Source organism: Halobacterium sp. R2-5, assembly GCF_011734195.1.
Taxonomy (GTDB): Archaea; Halobacteriota; Halobacteria; order Halobacteriales; family Halobacteriaceae; genus Halobacterium.
Window position 1 is genome coordinate 254,191 of record NZ_JAANTH010000001.1, and the last position, 23,488, is coordinate 277,678.

General features: G+C 69.7%; 22 protein-coding genes. 10 read left to right on the forward strand and 12 right to left on the reverse strand.

The features are described 5' to 3' along the window. The first annotated feature begins 579 nt into the window (after positions 1–579). The 5 genes from G9C83_RS01420 to G9C83_RS01440 all read left to right on the forward strand — a co-directional run bounded on the left by G9C83_RS01420 (position 580) and on the right by G9C83_RS01440 (position 5,057). A complete protein-coding gene (locus tag G9C83_RS01420; protein ID WP_167244345.1) occupies positions 580–1,224 on the forward strand; it encodes an Era-like GTP-binding protein in 645 nt (214 codons plus the stop codon). Between the two features lie 5 nt (positions 1,225–1,229). Further along, positions 1,230–1,622, forward strand: a complete 393-nt coding sequence (locus G9C83_RS01425) for a DUF2073 domain-containing protein (protein ID WP_167244346.1) — start codon at positions 1,230–1,232, stop codon at positions 1,620–1,622. Next, a complete protein-coding gene (locus G9C83_RS01430; RefSeq protein ID WP_167244347.1) occupies positions 1,622–2,530 on the forward strand; it encodes a Zn-ribbon containing protein in 909 nt (302 codons plus the stop codon). Before G9C83_RS01425 ends, G9C83_RS01430 begins: the two co-directional genes overlap by 1 nt. 112 nt (positions 2,531–2,642) lie before the next feature. Then, positions 2,643–4,112: an MATE family efflux transporter gene (locus G9C83_RS01435; RefSeq protein WP_167244348.1), complete on the forward strand. Its 1,470-nt coding sequence runs from the start codon at positions 2,643–2,645 to the stop codon at positions 4,110–4,112. 150 nt (positions 4,113–4,262) lie between these two features. Continuing rightward, complete coding sequence (locus G9C83_RS01440) at positions 4,263–5,057, forward strand: hypothetical protein (protein ID WP_167244349.1); 795 nt, start codon at positions 4,263–4,265, stop codon at positions 5,055–5,057. A gap of 6 nt (positions 5,058–5,063) precedes the next feature. Here G9C83_RS01440 and G9C83_RS01445 read toward each other — a convergent pair whose 3' ends face one another. After that, the gene (locus tag G9C83_RS01445) at positions 5,064–5,642 is read right to left on the reverse strand and encodes a hypothetical protein (RefSeq protein WP_167244350.1); all 579 of its coding nucleotides are present in this window, start codon (positions 5,640–5,642) and stop codon (positions 5,064–5,066) included. Positions 5,643–5,710: 68 nt separating this feature from the next. Continuing rightward, positions 5,711–6,148: a DUF2391 family protein gene (locus G9C83_RS01450; RefSeq protein WP_167244351.1), complete on the reverse strand. Its 438-nt coding sequence runs from the start codon at positions 6,146–6,148 to the stop codon at positions 5,711–5,713. 114 nt (positions 6,149–6,262) lie between these two features. Between G9C83_RS01450 and G9C83_RS01455 the strand changes: the two genes are divergently transcribed. Continuing rightward, positions 6,263–6,940: a class I SAM-dependent methyltransferase gene (locus G9C83_RS01455; protein WP_167244352.1), complete on the forward strand. Its 678-nt coding sequence runs from the start codon at positions 6,263–6,265 to the stop codon at positions 6,938–6,940. Between the two features lie 16 nt (positions 6,941–6,956). Here the strand turns inward: G9C83_RS01455 and G9C83_RS01460 are convergent, their stop codons facing one another. The 3 genes from G9C83_RS01460 to G9C83_RS01470 are packed head-to-tail and all read right to left on the reverse strand — an operon-like array spanning position 6,957 to position 10,947. Beyond that, positions 6,957–7,976 (reverse strand): ABC transporter ATP-binding protein, encoded by a 1,020-nt coding sequence (locus G9C83_RS01460; protein ID WP_167244353.1) that lies wholly within the window; start codon positions 7,974–7,976, stop codon positions 6,957–6,959. Further along, on the reverse strand, positions 7,973–9,760 hold the full coding sequence (locus G9C83_RS01465) for an iron ABC transporter permease (protein ID WP_243837939.1): 1,788 nt from the start codon (positions 9,758–9,760) through the stop codon (positions 7,973–7,975). The genes G9C83_RS01460 and G9C83_RS01465 overlap by 4 nt, the downstream gene beginning before the upstream one ends. A gap of 59 nt (positions 9,761–9,819) precedes the next feature. Then, a complete protein-coding gene (locus G9C83_RS01470; protein ID WP_167244354.1) occupies positions 9,820–10,947 on the reverse strand; it encodes a thiamine ABC transporter substrate-binding protein in 1,128 nt (375 codons plus the stop codon). Between the two features lie 98 nt (positions 10,948–11,045). Here G9C83_RS01470 and G9C83_RS01475 point away from each other — a divergent pair, with 98 nt between their 5' ends. Beyond that, positions 11,046–12,062: an AI-2E family transporter gene (locus G9C83_RS01475; protein WP_167244355.1), complete on the forward strand. Its 1,017-nt coding sequence runs from the start codon at positions 11,046–11,048 to the stop codon at positions 12,060–12,062. Here G9C83_RS01475 and G9C83_RS01480 read toward each other — a convergent pair whose 3' ends face one another. Continuing rightward, positions 12,063–12,833, reverse strand: a complete 771-nt coding sequence (locus G9C83_RS01480) for a sulfurtransferase (RefSeq protein ID WP_167244356.1) — start codon at positions 12,831–12,833, stop codon at positions 12,063–12,065. 198 nt (positions 12,834–13,031) lie between these two features. Here G9C83_RS01480 and G9C83_RS01485 point away from each other — a divergent pair, with 198 nt between their 5' ends. Continuing rightward, complete coding sequence (locus G9C83_RS01485) at positions 13,032–13,892, forward strand: sulfurtransferase (RefSeq protein WP_167244357.1); 861 nt, start codon at positions 13,032–13,034, stop codon at positions 13,890–13,892. A gap of 209 nt (positions 13,893–14,101) precedes the next feature. After that, positions 14,102–14,731, forward strand: a complete 630-nt coding sequence (locus tag G9C83_RS01490) for a rubrerythrin family protein (RefSeq protein ID WP_167244358.1) — start codon at positions 14,102–14,104, stop codon at positions 14,729–14,731. Between the two features lie 51 nt (positions 14,732–14,782). On the opposite strand, the gene pheA is transcribed toward G9C83_RS01490, so the two are convergent. The 6 genes from pheA to lipA form a co-directional block, all read right to left on the reverse strand. Beyond that, positions 14,783–15,589 carry a prephenate dehydratase gene (gene pheA / locus G9C83_RS01495; protein WP_167244359.1) on the reverse strand — a complete coding sequence of 269 codons (807 nt, stop codon included), beginning with the start codon at positions 15,587–15,589 and terminating at the stop codon, positions 14,783–14,785. Positions 15,590–15,647: 58 nt separating this feature from the next. Beyond that, positions 15,648–17,072, reverse strand: a complete 1,425-nt coding sequence (lpdA, locus tag G9C83_RS01500; protein WP_167244360.1) for a dihydrolipoyl dehydrogenase — start codon at positions 17,070–17,072, stop codon at positions 15,648–15,650. Continuing rightward, positions 17,072–18,553, reverse strand: coding sequence for a dihydrolipoamide acetyltransferase family protein (locus G9C83_RS01505; RefSeq protein ID WP_167244361.1), 1,482 nt, complete (start codon positions 18,551–18,553; stop codon positions 17,072–17,074). Before G9C83_RS01505 ends, lpdA begins: the two co-directional genes overlap by 1 nt. Before the next feature lies 1 nt (position 18,554). After that, complete coding sequence (locus tag G9C83_RS01510; RefSeq protein ID WP_167244362.1) at positions 18,555–19,532, reverse strand: alpha-ketoacid dehydrogenase subunit beta; 978 nt, start codon at positions 19,530–19,532, stop codon at positions 18,555–18,557. 1 nt (position 19,533) lies between these two features. Then, a complete protein-coding gene (pdhA, locus tag G9C83_RS01515) occupies positions 19,534–20,616 on the reverse strand; it encodes a pyruvate dehydrogenase (acetyl-transferring) E1 component subunit alpha (protein ID WP_167245663.1) in 1,083 nt (360 codons plus the stop codon). 280 nt (positions 20,617–20,896) lie between these two features. Further along, on the reverse strand, positions 20,897–21,832 hold the full coding sequence (gene lipA / locus G9C83_RS01520) for a lipoyl synthase (protein WP_167244363.1): 936 nt from the start codon (positions 21,830–21,832) through the stop codon (positions 20,897–20,899). A gap of 125 nt (positions 21,833–21,957) precedes the next feature. On the opposite strand from lipA, the gene G9C83_RS01525 reads away from it, so the two are divergent. Beyond that, on the forward strand, positions 21,958–23,388 hold the full coding sequence (locus tag G9C83_RS01525) for an MATE family efflux transporter (protein ID WP_167244364.1): 1,431 nt from the start codon (positions 21,958–21,960) through the stop codon (positions 23,386–23,388). Positions 23,389–23,488: the final 100 nt, after the last annotated feature.

Here is a 23,488-nt window from a genome sequence, read left to right on the forward strand (position 1 = left end):
GAGAGGTAGGTGACGAGGAGAGCCGGCGGGACTGCCGCGAGGTCGAGAGTTCCATCGGAAACAGGGGGGTCGGGATGGCGGACGGGGTGGCGCCCCCCACCCCTTCGTTTCGGGTGGAACGAGAAAACGGAGGAATGGGCCAGAAATCGCACTAGGAATGGGAAAGGACTAAGTCACATAGCCAGAAACAGTAACCGCAATACGAGACGAACCGTATTTTGTGTAGCTGTTCTGGTCTAGCTCTAGTTGCTTCCTCTCCTCGACCTCCGGTCTGACCGCCCCGCGTGCACACTCTCGTCCGTCTCCACTCGAAACGAAGGGGTGGGGGCCGCCTGTGCGTCTCGCTACCGCTCCTCATTGATGTTCACTTCTCGCTCTCGCTCTCTCTTCGCTCCTCCTCTATCTCCACTCGTTCGCGAGCTCGAACAGTATCGTAGGCAGTCCCTACTCGGCCGCTCTCTCCTGTCGGCGTCCCGACTCGTCTGACACAGGTTTAAGTCCGTTCGTCGGCTCTACCCTATCAACCGTCCGTATCCTGCGTCAAGCATACAAGGCGCGGGGTGCGTATGGAGGTCAAGGATGGGACTGTTCGCAGAACTCAGAGACAGCATATCCCGGGTCACGGCGAGCATGTTCGCCGACGACTCGGAGCCGAAACGAATCGGGATTTACGGACCGCCTAACGCGGGGAAGACGACCCTCGCGAATCGCATCGCCCGGGACTGGACCGGGGACGCAGTCGGGCCGGAGAGCCACATCCCGCACGAGACGCGACGCGCACGCCGGAAGGAGAACGTCGAGATCAAGCGCAACGGGAAGACCGTCAACATCGACATCGTCGACACGCCCGGCGTGACGACGAAGGTCGACTACTCGGAGTTCCTCGAGCACGACATGGAGAAAGACGAGGCCGTGCGTCGCTCCCGCGAGGCCACCGAGGGCGTCGCGGAGGCGATGCACTGGCTTCGCGAGGACGTCGACGGCGTCATCTACGTCCTCGACTCCACCGAGGACCCGTTCACCCAGGTGAACACGATGCTCATCGGCATCATCGAGAGCCGGGACCTGCCGGTGCTCATCCTCGCGAACAAGACCGACCTCGAGGACTCGAACATCCAGCGCGTGTCGAACGCGTTCCCCCAGCACGAGACGATTCCGCTCTCGGCGCTGGAGGGCGAGAACATGGACGAGGTCTACGAGAAGATCGCGGAGTACTTCGGGTGACCACGATGTCCGAGACCACAATCGAGGACGGTGGGGGCGACGGCGTCCAGATCGACCTCATCAGCGCGGAGCGGATGTCCGGCAAGACGTCCATGGAGAAGATCCGGATGATTCTGGACGGCGTCCGGGACGGCAAGATCGTCGTCCTGGAGTCCGGCCTCACCCCGGACGAGGAGTCGAAGCTCATCGAGGTGACGATGAGCGAGATCAACCCGGACGGCTTCTCCGGCATCGAGATCGAGAGCTTCCCGCAGTCCGAGACCAGCGACACCGGCCTGCTCGGCCGTCTCATGGGCAAGCAGTCGACGTCGAAGCTCACGGTCGTCGGACCGGCGAACCAGATCCAGTCGCTGCACAAGGACGAGACGCTCATCAGCGCGCTCGTGTCCCGAAAGTAATGCCCCACCAGTGTACGAACTGCGGGCACGTCTTCGAGGACGGCTCCAAGGAGATGCTCTCGGGGTGCCCGGACTGCGGCGGGAACAAGTTCCAGTACCACCCCGGTGAGGTCGCCGAGGAGGAGCCCCCGGACGCCGAGTCGCCGGAGCCGCCCGAGGCCGAGGGCGGGTCGGTCGCGGGCGCGGTCGGCCGCGCCGCGAACAAGGTCCGGGACGCGGTGACCAGCGACCCCGACCCCGCAGCGCGTACGACTGGCGACGACGCGGACGCCTCCAGTAGTGCTGATGCGGTCGGGAGTTCGGCCGCGGACGCGTCCGAAACTGCCGACGCTGCCGACACCGCGAGCAGTCCCACTGCAGACGCGATCCCCGAGGCTTCGAGTGGAGCCAGCACCGGCGACGCGGGGACCGACGACGAGGTCGACCCGGCTGCACCGGAAACGGAGGCCCGGGAGTCGGTTTCGGAAGCCGACGCGTCGGCTTCCGACACGTCTTCTCCGGACCCAGCCGCTTCCGACGCGTCCGCGTCGAGCGCACCGGAAACGGGGGGCGAGCCCGAGGGTTCGGACCCCAACGACGCGGGCATCGACGCGACCGCGGAGGTCAGCGACGAGGACGCCGCGCAGGCGGACGCCCGCAGCTCCGTCGTCGACAAGGATTCGCTGCCGGACGCGCCCTCCGAGGGCCGCGTCGTCAAGGAGCCCGACGACTCGGAGGACCGCCCCGACCTCGACGACCTCCGCCAGGAGCTCAACGACCAGTTCGAGTCCATCCGCATCGTCGCGCCCGGCCAGTACGAGCTCAACCTCATGGAGCTGTACGACCGTCAGGAGTACATCATCGCGCTCCAGGAGGACGGCCAGTACGTCATCGAGGTGCCGGACGCCTGGGAGACCGACGAAGCGTAACGCTCCGTCTCGGGCGCCTCGCGAACAGTCCCTTCTTTCGCGCGCCCGCGAACCCGCGCTCGCTTGCCGCGTGCCGAAGGTGTTTTCCCCGCCAGCGAGTCCCCTCGACTAGATGACGCTCCGTCGCCGCCTGGAGGCCGCGGTCGCGGCGTTCCCCGCGCTGCTGGCGCGGCTCGGGCTCGTCGACCGGCGGAAGGGCGAGGAGGCGTTCGACCTCGCGCTGCCCGCGATGGTGACCGGCGGCCTGCGGACGGTGCTGCGCACGACGGACTTCCTGATGGTGAGCATCGCCGCGGGCGAGGTCGCGGTCGCCGCCCTCGAGTTCGGCTTCCAGTACTACTTCATCCCGTTCGGGCTCGCGCTCGCGCTCACGAGCGGCACCATCAGCGTGGTGTCCCGGCTGAAGGGGGCCGAGGAGGACGCGGAGGCGGACTTCGCCATCAAGCAGTCGCTGTGGATCTCGCTGCTGCTCGCGGTTCCGATCACGGTCGGGACGTGGCAGTACGCGGACGTGCTGGTCGGGTGGCTCGCGAGCGACCCGGAGGCGGCGGCACTGGGCGCGGACTACCTCCGCGTAGTGATGCTCTCGGTCGTCTTCCGGTTCTGGAGCATGATCGCGGCGCGGGCGCTCGCGGGCGCCGGCGACACTCGAACCCCGATGTACGTGCGGCTCGTGACGCTGCCGACCAACATCGCGCTGAACGCCCTGCTCATCTTCGGGCTGTTCGGGTTCCCGGAGCTCAGCGTCGTCGGCGCGGCGTGGGGGACTGCCATCGCGAACACGCTCGCGGGCGCGGTGTTCTTCGCCATCCTGCTGTCGGGGCGGTGGAGCGTCACGCTGCGCGTGCGCGGCAAGCAGTGGGACTGGGGGGTCGCCCGCGAGATCGTCCGCGTCGCGCTCCCGCTGGCTGGGACGCGGCTGTCGCGGACGTTCGGCCGGTTCCCGTTCCTGTTCGTGCTCGGCGTGCTCGGGACGCCGGTGGTCGCGGCGTACGCCATCGGGCGGCGCGTGATGTTGCTCGCGCTGATGCCCGCGTGGGGGTACTCCACGGCGTCGAGCACGCTCGTCGGCCAGCGCCTCGGAGCGGGCGACCCCGACGAGGCCGCCGACTACGGCTGGCAGACGCTGCGCATCGCGCTCGTCACCCAGTTGCTCATCGGCGCGGGGCTGTTCGCCGCGGCGCGACCGGTCGCGCTCGCGTTCGGCGCGTCGAACATCGACCTCACCGTGACGTTCATCCGCGTCTTCGGGCTGAGCGTCGCCGGCTTCTCCGTGTCGCGGACGCTGCGGGGCGGCCTGCGCGGCGCCGGCGACACCCGCTGGCCGTTCTACGGCGCCATCTCGGGGACGTACCTCGTACGCCTGCCGCTGGCGTTCGCCGCGCTCCCGGCCGGCTTCGCCGTCGGGCCGTTCGCGCTCGGCCCCGTCGCGATTCCCGCCGTCTCGCCGGGGCTCGGCCTCGGGCTGACCGCCATCTTCGCGGCCATCCTCGGGGACATGTACGTGCGCGCGGCCGTCAACCTCGTCCGCTTCAAGTCCGGCGCGTGGCGGGCGTACGGCGCGAAGACGCCGACGGACTGACGGCACCGCCCCCGCCGCCGACTGCGAACCTCCCGAATTTAAGTCGCCGCGGCCGAATCCCCCGGTATGAGCACGGCAACGAAGTACGTCGTCGGCACGGTGGCGTTCGCGGCTATCCTGGCGCTGATCATCGTCGTCAACGTCGCGTAGATGTTCTCGGAGCGCGACCTATCGGGCGGCCTCGCGGCGGTCCGAGAGGCGTACGCGCCGGAGGCCATCGTTCTCGACTGCGACAGGGACTTCCAGACGCTGCCTGCCGAGCACCGCGACGACCTCGCGCTGTTCACCGAGTCGCTGTCGCCCAGCGAGTACGACGCGGAGTGGCTCCCCGAGGACGCCCCGGAGATTCTCTCTCGCCTCGCGTCGACCGACTTCGTCGTCGGGTCGCCGGGCGACGGCGCGGTCGCGTGGACCACGCAGACCGACCCGCCGGTCGTCTTCGTGAAGGCCCGCATCGAGGGGACGCCGGACGCGTTCGCCGACTTCCTCGTCGCGGAGGCGCTCGTGGAGGCCGGCCTTGACCTCCCCGAGCAGTTCCTCGGGTTCTTCGGCGAGCAGTACCGCGCGTTCGACGCCGCCGTCGACGCCGACCCGACGTCGGTCTACCAGCTCGCGTCGGCGTGCTGCGACGCCTACCGCGGCCTCCACACGCGCGAGGAGTTCGAAGCCTGGGACGAGGACCACCCCGGCCTCTACGACGCGTGGGTCGACGCCGGCGAACGCGTGACCGGCCGCCTCGACGGCCTCCCGCGGGAGATCGCTCGCGGCGAGACGTCGTTCTCGGACGCCGCGGAGCTCGCCTGTAGCGCCGTCAAACACGACGTCGACCTGCCCGCGCCGTTCGCGGCGCTGGACACGCTCGCGTACCGCCGGCACGGCGCGAGCTACGCGGTGAAGTGGGCGGAGAAGGTGTTCGACGCTGATGCTGCGGATTCGACGGAGTGACCCCCGTCAGTAGTCGGCGGTGACGTCGCCGTCCTCGTCGAGTTCGACGACGACGTCGCTCTCCGCGCGGAACGAGTCGATGACGTCGTCGTCGTGGACCTCGCGGGAGACGTGGACGAGCGCGACGGCGTCGTGTTCGGCGAGGAGGTCACCGAGTCGGGCGAGCGCGTCGAGCGCGCGCTCCTCGCCGGCGTAGTACGCGAGCTCGGTGAGCGAATCGAAGCTCACGCGGCGCTTCCCGGGGTTGTCGGTGAGGAACTGGTCGACGGCCGCGAGGATGCCGTCGACGTCGTCGGGCGCGGAGACGTAGTGGATGTGGCTGGCGCCCCGGCGGGAGTAGCCGCGGTCGACGGACAGCGTGTCCAGAATCTCGGCGCTGTCCTCGTCGACGTCGTAGTACTCGAGCTTCTGGGTGACCTCGCGGGCGGTCGTCCGCGTGGAGACGACGAGGAAGTTGTCCGTGTCCGTCTTCAGGAAGTCGGTGTCCATGCGGTCGGTCTCGCCGGTACTCGGGTGGAGCAACAGCACGACGGTGCCACCCGGGACGGAGTCGGGCGCCCCGTCGATGGCGAGGTCGTAGTCCATACCCGAGGAAAGCGCCCACGCGGTCTTAACCTTCCGGGTTGGGGCGGAAGCGGCGTAAGCGCTCCCTACTAGAAGACGCTGTCCGCGGTGGCGGCGCCGACGACGCTGAAGATGGCGCCGACTGCGACGGCCTTCGCGGTGAGCGCCGCGACGGCCAGCGTCGCCGTCGGGAGTCCCAGCTGGGCGGAGAACGTCGACGGCGCGGTGAACGCGAGCGCGAGCACGAGCACGGAGCCGTACGCGACCCCCATCAGGGAGACGAACCGCACCGGGATTCCGGCGACTTCGGCCTCCCGGTCGGGGTCGCGGCCCTGGTCGGCCTCGTAGAGCGCGCCGTAGCCGATGGCGAACACGATGACGACCGTGGTGAGGACGTGGAACCACTGCATGCGGCTGGCGAGCAGCCACACCTCCTCGGTGACGACGAACGGCCCCGCGAGCAGGAACCCGCCGACCACCTGCTGGGCAGTGTCCGCGACGCGGTACCGTTTGCTTCGCCCGACCATACCCGAGCGTCGTGGACGCGCGGGAAAACGTCTCCGGGTTCCCCCGGCGACCCCCTCGTTTCCCGTCGAGCGCGCATCCGCTGGGGTTTTGGCCGGCGCTCGCGTGGGTCCGGTATGAGCGTACGCGAGGAGTTCGACGAGTGGGCGGACTCGGGCCGCGACAAGGGGATGGAGGACCGCCACTGGCACACCGCCAAGCACGTGCTCGCGCGGATGCCCGTCGAGGCCGACGACTACGTCCTCGATTTGGGGACGGGTAGCGGGTACGCGCTGCGCGCACTCCGCGAGCGCGGCGTCGCGCGCGGCTACGGCCTCGACGGCGCGCCCGAGATGGCGCGCAACGCCCGGTCGTACACCGAGGACGACCGCGTCGGCTACGTCGTCGGGGACTTCGGTAGCCTGCCGTTCGCCGACGACAGCGTCGACCACGTCTTCAGCATGGAGGCGTTCTACTACGCCAGCGACCCCCACGAGACCCTCGCAGAGATTCGGCGCGTCCTGAAGCCCGGCGGGACGTTCTACTGCGCGGTGAACTACTACGACGAGAACGTCCACAGCCACGACTGGCAGGAGAACATCGACGTGGAGATGACGCTCTGGAACCGGTCCGAGTACCGCGAGGCGTTCCGCGAGGCGGGCCTGCACGTCGCCGAGCAGGACAGCGTCGCGGACCGCGAGGTTGAGATTCCCGACGCGAGCGAGTTCCCGCACGAGGGCTTCCAGACTCGCGAGGACATGGTCGAGCGCTACCGCACGTTCGGGACGCTGCTGACCGTCGGCGTCGCTCCCTGAGCGGCAGCAGCAGTCCTCACAGCAGCGTCGCGTCCTCCGGTTGGAACCCGAGCACCGCGTCCCCGGCTGGCGGCGCCTCTCGCGTCTTCACGAGCACGTCGCGGCCGTCCCAGTCGCAGTGCGCGCGGTAGGCGTCCCCGAGAAACTCCACGTTCTCGACGCGCACCGGGAACCGGTTCTCCTCGCAGTCGAAAGCGAGGGATTCGGGGCGAACACACACCGTCGTTCGACCGTCGACGCGCTCTCCGACGTCGAACTCTGTCTCGCCGACACGAACCGAACACCCCTTCGTTTCGACTGGAGGCTCGCCGTCGAAGACGTTGTTGTCGCCGACGAACTCCGCGACGAACCGCGACGCCGGCTCCCTGTACACTTCTTCCGGCGTGCCGACCTGCTCGACGCGCCCGGAGTTCAGCACTGCGACGCGGTCCGAGATGGCGAGCGCCTCGCTCTGGTCGTGCGTGACGTAGACGGTGGTGATGTCCAACTCGGACTGAATCTCCTTGACCTGCACGCGCAGGCGCTCGCGCAGCCGCGCGTCGAGCGCGCTCATCGGCTCGTCCAGCAGGAGCACGCTCGGCCCCGGTGCGAGCGCGCGGGCGAGCGCCACCCGCTGCTGCTGGCCGCCGGAGAGCTCGCCGGGCTCGCGGTCCTCGAACCCCGCGAGGTCCACGAGCGCCAGCAGCTCCGCGACGCGCTCTTCGGTGGTCTGGCCCTCGGGCGGGTCGCGGAAGCGGAGCCCGTACGCGACGTTCTCCGCGACGCTCATGTGCGGGAACAGCGCGTAGCTCTGGAAGACGACGCCGACGTCGCGGTCCTCCGGTGGGACGCCCGCCACGGAGTTCCCGCCGAAGCGCACGTCCCCCGCGTCGGGCTGCTCGAAGCCCGCGATGAGCCGCAGCGTCGTCGTCTTCCCGCACCCGGAGGGGCCGACGAGCGTGAAGAACTCGCCGTCCGCGACGTTCAGGGAGACGCCGTCGACCGCGGTCGTCGCGCCGAACTCGCGGGTCACGCCGTCCAGCTGGATGCTCGTCACGGTCGGTACCTCCCGCCGACGCGGTCGATGACCACGAAGCTGGCGGCAGTGACAACCAACAGGACGGTGCCCATCGCGGCCGCCGGGCCGACGCTCGGGCCGGCCGCGCGGTCCACGAGGTAGCGTTTCAGCGCCACGGGCATCGTGTAGGCGTTCTCCTCGGCGAGCAGCACGGTGGCGTCGAACTCGCCGATGCTGAGCGCGAACGCGAACGCCGCGCCGGCGAGCACGCCCGGCCACACGAGCGGCAGTTCGACGTCCCAGAGCGCGCGCGCCCGACTCGCGCCCAGCGCTCGCGCGGACTCGACGAGCCGGTCGTCGACGGCGGACAGCATCGGTGCGACGTTCCGCACGACGAAGGGGTAGCCCGCGACGGCGTGGGCGGCGACGACGACCGCGGACCCGACGACGCTCACGCGGTAGCCGAACAGCTCCACGCCGAACACCAGCGACTGCAGCATCCCGAGCCCGACGACGACGCCGGAGACGGCGATGGGCGCCATCAGGACGGCGTCCGCGACCTTCCGGCCGCGGCCGCCGCGCGCGGAGAACGCCGCGACGACGACGCCCATCGGGAGCGCGAGCGCGAGCGCGCCCACGCCGAACAGCAGCGAGTTCCGCACCGCGACCGAGGGCTGCGTGCGGCTGCCGCCCTGCCGTTCGAGGAGGAACCGCCACCACTCCAGGGTCGGGTCGCTGAGTCCGCCGACGCTCGCGAGCACCATCGACGCGAGCGGCGCGAGGAACACGAGCACCACGACGACGCCGTAGACGCCGATGCTCGCGCGCACGACCGCGCTCCGGAGGTCGCCGGCGAGCGAGAACAACCGTTTCCGCGGGAGCGGGTTGGCGGTGCCGCCGGCCGCGCGTCGCGCCTCGTAGCGCAGGTAGACGTACGTCAGCCCGAGCGAGACGACAGTTTCGAGCGTGGCGAGCGCGGCCGCGGTCTCGAAGTCGAGCTGCTGGACGCGCGCGTACAGCCACACCTCCACGGTCGCGAGCTGGAGGCCGCCGAGGCCGAGCACGATGGGGAACGTCATGAACGTGAACACGAACGTCAGCACCGCGCTCGCCGCGAGTGCGGGAAGCAGCTGTGGGGCGACGACGTCCCGGAATGCTCGCAGCGGGCTCGCACCGAGCGACCGCGCGGTCTCGACGGCGCTGGCGTCGACGTTCTCCCACGCCGACGTGACCATTCGCGTGACCAGCGGCGCGTTGTAGAACGCGTGCGCGAGCACCACGACTTCGAGCGTGTACAGCAGGTCCACGCGCTCGACGCCGAACGCCGTCAGCACGCCGTTGAGCGTGCCGTTCGTGCCGAACGTCGCGACGAACCCGGCGACGACCATGATGGAGGGGAGCACGAACGGCAGGATGGTCAACGACTTCAGCGTGCGCCGACCGGGGAACTCGAAGCGCGCGAGCACGTACGCGCCCGGCAGCCCGAGCGCCACGCTCGCGAGCGTCGAGAGCGCGGCCTGCCACGCCGTGAACCCGAACAGCCCCTTCCGGACCTCGGGGTAGCGCACCCACACGTCCGGGAGCAGTCCCGTCCACGCCGCCCGGACGCGCACGCTCGCCAGCCACGCGAGTACGTCGCCCGGCACTCGCGCGGGGTGCGTGAACAGGCCGTTCGCAGCACCCATGTAGAACTCGCTCTGGAGGACGCGCCGAATCGGCGCCGCGGCGTCCGCGAACGCGGAGACGAACACCGTCCACACCGGGTAGTAGAAGACGACGGCGAGCACGGCCAGCGTCGCCGCGCCGACGACCGGGAGGACCAGCCGGTCCGCGTCCGTGGCGAGCCTGTCGGCCGCCTCGGACAGTCCGTCCGTCACCCGCGTCAGTTGCTCGCGACCAGCTGGGCCCACGACTCGATCCACCCGTCGAGGTTGCCTGCGAGCTCCTCGTAGGTAAACGTGACCGGCTCCGGCGGCTCGTGGGCGTACTGGTCGTACTCCTCGGGCAGCGACGCGGTGGTGGTCGCGGGGAACTGGACGTTGTTCACGGCGACGTTCGACTGGGCCTCGTCGGTGAGCGCGAAGTCCACGAACTCGGCGGCCGTCTCCGGCTGGTCGGTGTCGGCGAACCGCCCCACGGTCTCGGGGTTGGCGTACCCCTGGTCGTTGAGGAAGCTCACCTGGTGGTGGGGGAGCTCGTCCTCGGCGTTGTAGTACACCTGGTCCGTGGAGTAAGAGACGACCATCGGCCGCTCGCCCTCGAGGAACGCGTTGTACGAGGGCTGCCAGTCGTCGAGCACGCGCACGTCGTTGGCGAGCAGCCCCTCCCAGTAGTCGAGGTACTCCTCAGAACCTTTCTCGTGGATCGTCCAGAGGAGGAACGCCAGCCCGGGGTCGCTGGACTGGGCGTTCTGCGCGAGCAGCGTCCCCTCGTAGGCGGGTTCGAGGAGCGCGTCGAACGTCTCCGGGTTGTCGATTTCCGTGCCGTCGTAGACGGGGGCGATGTAGCCCGTGTCGTAGGCGACGACGCGGTTCTCCGGGTCGATCTCGAGGCTCTCCTTGATGTCGCCGTCGTTGTCGAGGTCGCCGCGGAGGTCGTCGAACAGCGCGGTGTCGGGGAGCGCCTGGTCGACGCGCACGAGGTCGGGCGTGTTCAGGCCCACGAAGAGGTCGGCGTCGATGCCCGCGTCCTGCCGTTTCCGCTGGATGTACTCGTTGATGCCGTTGCTCGGCGCGACGTACTCGATCTCGGTGTCGTGGTCGGCTTCCCAGTTGTCCTTCAGCCAGCGGCCCGCGGTCCCCTCGTCCCCGAAGAACGAGTCGTAGGTCGCGACCGTCAGCGGACCCGTCGACTCGCTGGTGGTCGAGTCGGCGGTGTCGCCGACCGTCGTGCCGCTGCTCTCGGTCGTTTTCGTCCCCTCACTCTCGCCTTCCTCGACCTGCAGGCAGCCCGCGGTCAGGACGCCAGCCACGCCCGCGCCCGCCGTCCCGAGGTAGTCGCGCCGTTTCATTACTTGGTTGTTTCTCGGTGTGGTAGAAAAGGCCGTCGCTTCTGCCACCCCTCGAACCGCGAGCGAACGCTTTTCACGGTGCCGTCGGTACCCCCGGTGTGCCTCACTCGCGGACCACCGTCCTCGCCGCGCTGTTCGCTGCCCTGCTCGTCGTCGCCGCGCTACTGCTCGGCGCCGTCTTCGGGACGGTGTTCTTCGCCGTGACCGTCGCGTACCTGCTCGTGCCGCTGCACCGCCGCGTCGAGCGCGTCGGCCTGCCGCCGTGGTGGGCGAGCGCCGCCACCGCCACCCTCGCGTCGCTGGCGGTGTTCGTCCCGCTCGCGGCCGGCCTCTCCGTGCTCACCGACCGCGCCAGCGGCCTCGCCGACGTGCTCGCGGGCATCCCCGAGACCGTGACGCTGGCGTTCTACGGCTACACGTACCCCGTCGAAGTCGGCACCGTCACGGACGCCGCGCTCGCTCTGGTGCGGGACGTCGCGGTCGACACCGCGGTCGCGCTCCCCGAACTCGCGCTGAAGCTCACGCTGTTCGGGATGCTCCTGTTCGGGCTGCTGCTCGCCCACGAGGACGCCGAGCGAGCGCTCCTCGCGACGATTCCCGCCTCCTATCACGACGTCGCGCACGCGCTGGCGGCCCGGGCCGGCGCGACGCTGTACGCCATCTACGTGCTGCAGGCGGTGACCGCGCTCGCGACCACCGTCATCGCCTTGCCCGTGTTCCTCGTGCTCGGCGTCCCCTACCCCGCCACGCTCGCCGCGCTCGCGGGCATCCTCCAGTTCGTCCCCATCGTCGGGCCGTCGCTGGTCGTCGGCGCCGTCGCCGTCTACTGGGCGAGCATCGGGGACGTCACCGGCGCGATTCTCGTGGTGGTCGTCGCCGGCGTGCTGGTCGCGTGGCTACCGGACGTGCTCGTCCGCCCGCGGCTCTCCCGGCGGACCGCCGACCTCCCCGGGAGTCTCTACTTCGTCGGGTTCACCGGCGGTCTGCTCACGGTCGGTCCCATCGGCATCATCGCGGGGCCGCTCATCGTCGCGCTCGTCGTGGAGGCGGCGAGCCTGCTGGCCGACGAGCACCGCGGCGACCAGACGTCGCTGCTGCCCGAGGACTGGTCGTGACTACGCCAGCGGGTGGCCCCGCTCCGTCCAGTCGGTGAGACTCCCCTCGTAGAACGCGACGTCCGGGAAGCCGAGCCACCGCAGCACGACGAACGTGTGGCTGATGCGCCGGGCCGTGTTGCAGTAAAGCACTACTCGCTCGTCGGGCGTGACGCCGCGGTCGGCGAGCAGTTCCTCGACGTCCTCGCGGGGCTTCAGCCCGCGGGTCTCGTCGTCGACGACCTCCTTCCAGTCGAGGTTCACCGCGCACGGGATGTGCCCCTCCTCGAACTCCCGCGGCTCGCGGGTGTCCACGACGACGGCGTCGGGGTCGTCGCGCGCCGCGAGCACGTCGTCGGCGTCCACGAACACGTCCTCCCGCGGCTCGCCGGGCTCGTAGTCGGTCGGCGTCACGTCGGGCGCTTCGCCGGTGGTTTCGTGCTCGCGCAGCCACGCGCTGTAGTCGCCGTCCAGCAGCCGCAGGTCGTCGTGGCCGTAGTACAGCGCGGTGACGAGGAAGCGCGCCGCGAACACACCGTGCGTGTCGTCGTACGCGACGACGGTGTCGCCGCGCTCGACGCCCGCCTCGCCCAGCAACTCCGCCCACTCGTCCGGTTCGGGCATCATCCCCTCCGGGCCGCCTTCCGACCGGAACTCGTCGAAGGGCACGTTCACCGCGCCCGGGAGGTGCCCGATGCCGTCGTACTCCCACGCGTCGCGGACGTCCACGAGGGCGACGTCGTCGAGATGTTCGGCGAGCCAGTCCGCGGACGCGACCCATTCCTCGCTCATGGTCGCGTCGAGGGCTTCGCCCGCCTTAGCCTCCCGGACGTCGCCGTCGCTCCGAGACACCGGCAATTCGTGCCCGTAATCTGCGCGACCGGTGGTTCGCCCGCGCCGGTCGCGGCGAGGTTCGCCGGTACGCTCGACGGGCGGGGGAACCTGCCGGCGTGGCCGGTAGTTATGGGGACGTGTACGCTAACGTAGAGTATGGCAGAATACGCCAAAGACGTACTCGTCACCGCGGACTGGGTCGAGGAGCGCCTCGACCAGTTCGAGAGTGACGACCCCGAGCACCGACTCGTCGAAGTAGACGTCGACACGGAGGCGTACGACGACGAACACGCCCCCGGCGCCATCGGCTTCAACTGGGAGACCCAGCTCCAGGACCAGACCCAGCGGGACATCCTCGAGAAGGACGACTTCGAGGCCCTCCTCGGCAGCCACGGCATCACCGAGGACTCCACGGTCGTCCTCTACGGCGACAACTCCAACTGGTTCGCCGCCTACGCCTACTGGCAGTTCAAGTACTACGGCCACGACGACGTCAAGCTCCTCGACGGCGGCCGCGACTACTGGCTCGAGAACGACTACCCGACCACCGACGAGGTGCCCGAGTTCTCCGAGCAGACCTACGACGCCAGCGGCCCGCGCGAGTCCATCCGCGCGTACCGCGACGACGTCGAGAAGGCCATCGACCGCGGCGTCCCGCTCGTCGACGTGCGCAGTCCCGAGGAGTACAGCGGCGACGTCCTCGCCCCGCCGGGACTCCAGGAGACCGCCCAGCGCGGCGGCCACATCCCCGGCGCGAAGAACATCTCGTGGGCGGCGGTCACGAACGACGACGGGACGTTCAAGACCCAGGGCGAACTCGAAGAGCTCTACGCCGAGGAAGGCATCGACGGCGACAGCACCACGGTCGCGTACTGCCGCATCGGCGAGCGCTCGTCGGTCGCGTGGTTCGCGCTCCACGAACTGCTCGGGTACGACGACACCGTCAACTACGACGGGTCGTGGACCGAGTGGGGCAACCTCGTCGACGCTCCCATCGAGACGGGCAGCGGCGAGTAACTCGACGTTCCAATCTTTTTCGCGTACTCCCGCCGCACAGCTGCTGCTCTCTCCCTCGAACGGCCACAAGCGGTTTCATGCACCCCTGCGTGCGTCCGCTCGGGCGTCGCCCCCGTGTTTCCCCCTCGGCGGGCTGTGGCGCTCCACGCCCCACTCTTTCGTTCGCCGCGACGACAGCATACAAGCCCCGTCAGCGCCTACGCCGTCGTATGACACCCAGCGAGTTCCTTGACGCGGTCCGCGACGACAACGAGACCGCGCTCTCCCGGCTCGGCTCCTCGAAGTCCCTGTACGCCGCCACCGGCGGCGAGATGGAAGCCGGCGCCGTCCTCGAAGCCGCCGCGGACGCCGAACACGTCGCCGCGCAGACGTTCCACGCGTGGGCCGACGGCGAGTCCGACGACGCCGCACGGGACGCCTTCGAGACCACCGCTGCCGAGGAGGACGACCACACGGACGCCGTCCTCGCCGAACTCGACGACTACCAGCCCACCGACGACGCCACCGGCATGCAGGCGTCGCTCCGCGGCCTCGACGACACGGTCGAACGCGCCGGCGCGCTCCTCGGCCGCGTCCTCGCCACAGAGAAGTCCAAAGAACAGCTCACCGGCTTCTTCGTCGGGCAAGCCGACCCCCAGACCGCCAGCGTCTTCCGCGGCCTCAAAGACGACCTCGACGACCAGCGCGACCGCGCGCTCGACCTCCTCGATACTGTCTGTGAGACCGACGACGACTGGGAGACCGCGAAGGACGCCGCCGACGCCGCCATCCAGGCCGCCTACGACGAGTACACCGAACAGCTCGAATCCATGGGCGTCAACCCGAAGCCTGTCTGCTGAATCCACGTGTTGCGCTGCGCGCTCTTTCGGGGACAGCGCAAAACGTGCGTTCTAGACGACGTGCTCGACGTCGTAGGAGCCGAGGCGGCGCACCCAGCCGTTCTCGGCGATGGATTCGATCTCGTTGAGGGCGGCCTGGGTGCGGTCCTCGTAGAGGCCGGCGTCGACGTCGATGTGGAAGAGGTAGTCGCCGAGGCGTTCGCCGGAGGGGCGGGATTCGACGCGGGAGAGGTTGATGTCGCGGTCGGCGAACGGCTCGAGCAGTTCGAGGAGCAGGCCCGGGTAGTTCGCGTTGGGGTAGACGACGAACGAGGACTTGCCGCCGGCGTCGGAGCGCTCGCCCGGGGGTGCGACGACGAAGAAGCGCGTGGAGTTGCTGGTGCGGTCCTGGATGTCGCTGGCGACGACCCGGAGGTCGCCGTCGGCGTTGTCGGGGTGGGCGATGCCGGCGACGGTGGGGTCGTCGCGCGCGATTTCGACGCTGCGAGCGGTGGAGGCGACGGGTTCGCGGGCGGCGTCCGGGTAGTTCTCGTCGAGGTAGGTGCGGCACTGCGCGAGCGCCTGCGAGTGGCTGGCGACGGTGTCGAAGTTCTCGCTCTGCGCGATGAGCGCGTGCCGGACGGGCGTGACGATTTCGCGGACGACCGCGAGGTCGACCTCCGAGAGGGCGTCCAGGGTCTCGGTGACGGAGCCCTCGATGCTGTTCTCGATGGGGACGACGCCGCGGTCGGCGTCGCCGTTCGCGACGGCGTCGGCGATGGCGCGGACGGACTCCACGAAGTCGATGCCGTCGTCGGTGACGGCGCTCGCTGCGCGGTGGGAGTACGTGCCGGTCGGGCCGAGCGTGACCGTTTGCATGCGCACCCGTACGCAGCGGAGCCGGGAAAAGAGCGTCGGGCCGACAGAAATTGCGAGGTTACCGGTTCAGGGTGTGGATGGCGTGGCCGAGCGCGTGCTCGCAGGCCTCCATCGTGGCTTCCGCGAGCGTCGGGTGGGTGTGGATGGTGGAGGCGACGTCTTCGAGCGTCGCGCCCATCTCGATTGCGAGGCCTAACTCTGCGACGAGCTCGCTGGCTTCCGGCCCCACGATTTGCGCGCCGAGCAGGAAGCCCGATTCCTCGTCGGCGACGACGCGGACGAACCCCTCGCTGTCGCCCGTGGTGAGCGCGCGGCCGCTCGCGCTGAACGGGAACTTCCCGACCGCGGGCTCGAAGCCCTCCTCGCGGGCTTCGTCCTCGGTGAGGCCGACGGTCGCGATCTCGGGGTCCGTGAACACCGCGGCGGGCACGGCCTGGTAGTCGAGGGCGGCGGGCTCGCCGGCCGCGACTTCGGCGGCGACCTGCCCTTCCTTGCTGGCCTTGTGCGCGAGCATCGGGCCGGGCGCGACGTCCCCGATGGCGAAGACGTTCTCGACGTCCGTGCGCGCCTGGCGGTCGGTCTCCAGGCGGCCGTCCTCGTTCGGTTCGAGGTCGATAGCGTCGAGGTTCAGCGTGTCGGTCACGGGCTCGCGGCCGACCGCGACGAGCACCTGCTCGGTCTCGAACGATTCCGTGTTGCCGTCTCCGTCCTCGGCGGTGACGACGATGCCGTCGTCGGTCTCCTCCCAGGAGTCCGCGGCGAGGCCGTACTCGACCTCGATGCCGAGCGCCTCGGCGCGCGACTCGACCGGGCGCGTGAGGTCCTCGGGGTAGCCGGCGAGCATCTCGTCGAGCATCTCCACGACGGTGACGTCGACGCCGAGCTTCGCCAGCACGGTCGAGATCTCCATGCCGATGTAGCCCGCGCCGACGACGACCATCGACTCCGGCACGTCGTCCATCGCGAGCGCCTGCCGCGAGCTCAGCACGTGCTCGCCGTCGAACTCGAACCCGGGAATCTCGATGGGGCGCGAGCCCGTCGCGACGATGCAGTGCTCGAACTCGATGGACTCGGAGCCCTGGCCCTCGCCGCCGTGGACGACGCGCAGGCGGTCGCCGCCCGCGAACTCCGCGCGGCCCTCCATGAGGTTGACGCCGTTGGCCTTGCAGAGCTTCTCGACGCCGCCCGTGAGCTGGTCGACGACGCCGTCCTTCCACTCGACCATCTCGCCGACGTCGACCTCGGGGTCGGCGTACACGCCCATCTCCTCGGCGTTCGCCGCGCCGTGGGCGACGTCCGTCGCCGTGATCATCGCCTTCGAGGGGATGCAGCCGTAGTTCAGGCACGTCCCGCCGTACGCGTCCATCTCGACGAGCGTCGTGTCGAGGCCGATCTGTGCGGCGCGGATCGCCGCGACGTAGCCGCCCGGCCCGCCGCCGACGACCGCCACGTCCGTTCCAGTGGATACGTCTCCGACAACCATTATTCTAGGAGGAGGAGTTCGGGGTCAGTCAGCCGCTCCATCACGTAGTTCGTGAACCGCCCGACCTCCGCGCCGTCGATGACGCGGTGGTCGATGGACACCGACAGCGGCAGCGTCTGCGCCGCCCGGACCTCGCCATCCTCGGCGACCGGCCGCTCGTCGATGGCGCCCAGCCCGAGAATCGCGGTCTCGGGGTAATTGATGATGGGCGTCGCGTACTCGCCGCCGACCGCACCGAAGTTCGTGATGGTGAACGTCCCGCCCTGCATCTCCTCGCGGGAGATCGAGCGGTCGCGGGCCTTCGCCGCGAGCTCGTTCACTTCCTCGGCGAGCTCCACGATGGACTTCTGGTCGGCGTGCTTGACGACGGGGACCATCAGGCCGTGGTCGGTCGCCACCGCGATGCCGATGTTGTAGTCCTGCTTGAGCGCGATCTCACCCGCTTCCTCGCGGAGTTCGGAGTTCAGAACCGGGTACTCCTCGAGGCCGGCGACGACCGCCTTGATGACGAACGGCAGGTACGTGAGCTTCACGTCCTGCTCGGCGGCGCGCTCCTTGAGCTTCGCGCGCGTCTCCACGAGGTCGTCGATGACCGCGGTGTCGTGGTGCGTGACGTGGGGCGCGGTGTACTTCGACTCGGCCATCTGCTCGCCGATGGTGCGGCGGACGCCCCGGTACGGCTGCGTCGTCTCTCCGCCCTCGACGAACTCGCGCTGGGGCGCGCCCGCCTCGGGGGCGCCCTGCGCGGCGACGCCGCCCTCGGCGTACTCCTGTACTGCCTCGGCGGTGACGAACGCCTCGCCGTCGCGTTCCTCGACCGCCGGCACGTCGTCGATGTCGACGCCGAGTTCCTTCGCGAGTCCGCGCGTCGCGGGCGCCGCGAGCGTCTTCTCGCGGCCCGCCGGCTCCTGCCCGCCCGCGCCGCCGGTGTGCTCGGCGGCCTGCTCGCCGGCCGGCTCCGCGACCTCCCGGTCTTCCTCCGGGGGCTCGTCCTGCGGTTCTGTCGTGTCGCCCTCGGCCGCGGCGCGCACGTCGCCCTCGGTCACGCGGCCCGACGGGCCCGTCCCCTCCACGGAATCGAGGTCCACGTCGAGCTCGCGCGCGAGCCGGCGCACGCTCGGCGGCGCGAACGTCCGCGTCGACGCCTTCTCCGTCGCGGACTTCGACGCCGACTCGGTCGCCGGCTCGGCCGTCTCCTCGGCTGCTTCCGCCTCTTCGTCCGATTCCTCCTCGGGCGCTTCGCCCTCCACGTCGAAGGTCACGATGACGTCGCCGACCGGGACGACGTCGCCCGCGTCGAAGTGCAGCGTCCGCACCGTGCCGTTCACCGGGGAGGGGACCTCCACGACCGCCTTGTCGGTCTCCACCTCGGCGACCGGCTGGTCTTCGGCGACGGTGTCGCCCTCCGACACCAGCCAGTCGACAATTTCGCCCTCCGCTACGCCCTCGCCGACGTCTGGAAGCTTGAACTCTCGTGCCATCTCAGAACTCCACGGCCTCCCGGATGCCGTCCTCGATGCGTTCGGGCTCCGGCAGGTAGTAGTCTTCGAGCGCTGCGAGCGGGAACGGAACGTCGAAGCCCGTCACGCGCTCGATCGGTGCCTCCTGGTGTAACAGTGCTTCTTCCTGGAGCGTCGCCGTAATCTCGGCGCCGACGCCCGCCGTCCGCGGCGCCTCGTGGACGATGGCCGCCCGCCCCGTCTTCTCGAAGGACGCCACGATGGTGTCCTCGTCGAGCGGGCTCAGGCTCCGGAGGTCGACGACCTCCACGTCCACGTCGCCGTCCATGTTCTCGGCGGCTTCGAGCGTCGGGCGGGTCATCGCGCCCCACGTGAACACCGAGAGGTCGCTGCCCTCGCGGCGCACCGCGGCCTCGCCGAGTTCGACCTCGTAGGGGCCGTCGGGAACCTCCTCGCGGAACGCGCGGTAGATCTTCTTCGGCTCCAGGAAGATGACCGGGTCCGGGTCCCGTATCGACGCGATGAGCATCCCCTTCGCGTCGTACGGCGTGCTCGGCATCGCCACCTTCAGACCCGCCTCGTGGACGTAGAACGCCTCCTTGGACTCCGAGTGGTGTTCGGGCGCGCGGATGCCGCCGCCCATCGGCGCGCGCAGCACCATCGGGCACGTGTACCGGCCGCGAGAGCGCGTCCGCAGCCGCGCCATGTGGCTCACGATCTGGTCGAACGCCGGGTACATGAACCCCGAGAACTGGATCTCGGGCACCGGCTTGAGGCCGTACGCGGCCATCCCGATGGCGGTGCCGACGATGCCGGCCTCCGCCAGCGGCGTGTCGATGACGCGGTCCTCGCCGAACTCGTCGTAGAGCCCCTCGGTCGCGCGGAACACCCCGCCGTTCTTCCCGACGTCCTCGCCCATCACGAGCACGTCGTCGTCTTCGGCCATCTCGTCGCGGAGGCCGTCCCGTACCGCCTGCACTAGCGTCAAGTTCTCGCTCATGTTAGTCCTCCAGTAGCGCTTCGTCGCCGTGGTCGGCCCGGATTCGCTGGAACCACTCCAGTTGCTCTTCGAGCCGCTGGGGCATCTCTGCGTACGCGTTCTCGAACATCTCCACGGGGTCCGGGCGCGGCGTCTCCTCGGCGGCCGCGATGGCGTCCGCCACGCGGTCCTCGACGTCCTCCTCGATCGCCGTCACGTCCTCGTCGTCGAGCCGGTCGGTCCGCTGCAGGAACGTCTCGAGGCGCGGAATCGGGTCCTTGGCCTTCCACTTCTCGACCTCCGCGTCCTCGCGGTAGACGGACGGGTCGTCGGCGGTCGTGTGCGCTCCGAACCGGTACTGCACGGCCTCGACCATCGTCGGGCGCAGTTCGCCGTCGTCGGGGTCCTTGGCCTTCGCGACGGCCTCTTCGGTCACCTTGTAGACGGCCAGCGGGTCCATCCCGTCGACCTGCACGCCCTCGAAGCCGTACGCCTCGGCCTTCTGTGCGAGCGTCTCCGCGGCCGTCTGGCGCTCCCGGGGCACGCTGATGGCCCACTGGTTGTTGTTGCAGAAGAACACGTTCGGCGTGTCGAAGACGCCCGCGAAGTTCAGGCCCTCGTGGAAGTCGCCCTCGCTGGTCGCGCCGTCCCCGAAGTAACAGAGGAACGCTCTGTCCGCTTCGTCCTTGAGTTTCGACGCCCACGCCAGCCCGGTGGCGTGGGGAATCTGGGACGCGATGGGCACCGCCACCGTGAACAGGTTCACGTCCTCCGGAACGCGCGCGCCGTTCTCGTCGCCCATCCAGAGCCGCAGCGTCTCCTTCAGCGGGAGGCCGTGGACGAGCGACGCGGCGTGCTCGCGGTAGCTCGGCACCATCCAGTCGTCGTCGCCGAGCGCCATCGCGGAGCCGACCTGTGCGCCCTCCTGCCCGGACAGCGGCGGGTACGTGCCGATGCGACCCTGGCGCTGGAGGCTGACGGCGCGCTCGTCGAAGCGCCGCGCGAGCTTCATCTGTCGGTACATCTCGACGAGCTCCTCGTCGTCGAGGTCCGGCACCTCGGCGTCGCCGACGAGCTCGCCGTCCTCGTCGAGCACCCGAACCATGTCGTCGGGGTCTCGGTGCACGGTCGCAGTCACGGGTATCCCCGTCCTGACATGTGCGGAGAATCAATCCGTGCGACCATATGGTTTTCGTAACGGTCTTTCTACAGGGTCGTCGCGGCCGGGATTTTCACTACTTCTGTCCACTACTGGACGAGCTGATTCACTGAACGTTCGATACTACTGCCCGGAACTGGGTGGACAGCCACCTCCAGAGAAGTGTTGCCGGTTTTAGCGGGCGCGTGCAGCCGTGTGGTGTCCGAATCGCCGACCGCGCGCTCACTCAGTTAGATGCGGCCCTGCGAGCCGCATCTCGCGCCTCTTCGATGCTCTTCCCCTCCCGCAGCACGGCGTCGACGAACAGTTCGCCGGCCTTGTACGACGACCGGACCATCGGGCCGGACGCGCAGTAGAGGAAGTCGAACTCCTCCTCGGCGACGCGGCGCCACGTCTCGAACTTCTGCGGGTGGACGTAGTCCGCGACGTCGAGGTGGCTTCGGGACGGCTGGAGGTACTGCCCGAGTGTCACCACGTCCACGCCGACCTCGCGGAGGTCGCCCAGCGTCTGGTAGACTTCGTGGTCGTACTCGCCGACGCCCAGCATGACGCTCGTCTTCGTGTAGATGTCGGACTCGCGGTCCACTTGGTCGAGCACGCTCAGTGACTGTTCGTAGCCCGCGCGGCGGTCCCGCACCGGGAACTGCCGGCGTTCGACAGTCTCGACGTTGTGTGCGATGACGTCCGGCCCCGCATCGATGATCTTCCGGACGAGCTCCGGTTCACCCTGGAAGTCCGGAATCAGCACTTCCACCAGAATCGACGGGTCGCGGTCCTTGATCTCCCGAATCGTCTGCGCGAAGTGGCCGGCGCCCTGGTCGTCGAGGTCGTCGCGGTCGACCGAGGTCAGGACGACGTAGTCCAGCCCGATTTCCGCGACCGACTCCGCGACGTTCGCGGGCTCGTCGGGATCTAAGGGCTCCATCCCACCGGTCTGGACGTCGCAGAAGTTACAGCCCCGCGAGCACCGGTCGCCCATCAGCATGAACGTCGCGGTGCCCGGGCCGTCCCGGCCGCTCCAGCACTCCCCCATGTTCGGACAGGACGCCTCCTCGCAGACCGTGTGGAGGTCGTGCTCCCGGAGCGTCTCCTTGATGTCCGTGAAGCGCTCGCCGGACGGCGGCCGCATCTTCAGCCAGTCCGGTTTCCGCCGACTACTCATGACACTGCCTTCGGGGGCGACCGCCAAAACTGTGGGGTTCGCCGTCCCCGGATCGCTCCGTGCGACCGCACCCCACACGTTAAAGAGACGCCGTGCGGACGTTCAAACTACACAAAAGAAGAAAAATGTTTGACGTGTCTCGCGAGGAGATAACTGGTGGCTCCCTGTCGCGCGCGCTCCTCTACGTGGCGGCCCCGCTCGTCGTCCAGCAGTACGTCGTCGTCCTCCAGCAGGTCGTCGACGCGTTCTGGCTCGGCCGCGTCAGCGAGGAAGCCGTCGCCGCCGTCGGGCTCGCCGCGCCCGTACTCGGTCTGCTCGCGCTCGGCACGGACATCGCGCTCACCGGCAGCCAGGTGCTCGTCGCCCAGCACGCCGGCGCCGAGGAAGACGCGGCCGCCCGCAACGCCGCCTTCCACGCCGTCCTCGTCGGCCTCGTCCTCAACCTCGCAGCGCTCGCGGTCGCGTACGTCTTCGCGGCGGACTTCCTCGCGCTGCTGAACCCCGGCGAGACGGTCGTCGAACTCGGCGCGCTCTACCTCGTGGTCGTCCTCGGTGGCATGGTGTTCGGCGGGATGAGCGACGCCATCGAGGGCGCGTTCGTCGGCTGGGGGGACTCCCGGGCGGCGCTCGTCGTCAACGTCGCCGTCGTCGCCGTCAACGTCGCCCTCGACCCGTTCCTCGTCGTCGGCTGGGGCGTCCCGGGATTCGACGGCTACGGCGTCCTCGGCGCCGCGCTCGGCACCGCCGCCGGCTACGTCGTCGGGTTCCTGCTGGCGGTGGCGCTCGCCAACACCGCGTTCACGCGATTCTCGTACACGCGCGAGGCCGTCACGCTCCGGCTGGACACGCTGCGGGACGTCCTCGAAATCGGCGCGCCGAAGGCCGGCCAGGAGGGCGGCCGGCAGACCGCCCGCCTCCTCATGGTCGCTATCGTCTCCGGCGTCGGCGGGAGCGCGGGCCTCGCCGCGTACACCGTCGGGATGCGCGTCTCGACGCTCGCGTTCGTCCCCGCCGCGGCCGTCGGGAACGCCGTCGCCAGCGTCGTCGGCCAGAACGTCGGCGCCGAGAACCCGGCGCGAGCGACCCGCGCGACGTGGCTCGCCGCGGGCGTCACGACGGCCGGCCTCGCGGTCGTCGGCGTCGTCCAGCTCCTCGTTCCCGGCCTCATCACGGACGTGTTCGCGCCAAGCCTCGACGGCGACGCGCTCACGTACACGGTCGCGTACCTCCAGATTCTCGCCGTCGGCTACTGGGCGTTCGGCGTCATCTACCCCGTCCAGGCCGGGTTCGACGGCGCCGGGCGGACGCAGGTGTCGATGGTCGCGACGACGCTCCAGTACTGGGTCGTCCGGCTCCCCGTCGCGGCCGTCGGCGCCTACGCCGTCGTGCTCGCCGTGCCCGTCTACGCGGCGTTCTGGGCGATCACGCTGTCGAACGTCGCCGCTGCCGTCGGCGTCGCCGCCTACTTCTACTACTCGACGGACCGCGGGCTGCTCGACCGCGCCGCGGCGAGCACGGGTGCCGACGGCGACGCGGACGCCGGCGCAGCGGACTGAGTACGGCCGCATCTCTCTCGGCATGCGCTCGCGGGTCGCTGCGCTCCTCGTTCGCATTACCGTGGTTCTCAGTCGCTCACTCCGTTCGCTCCTTCCGAAC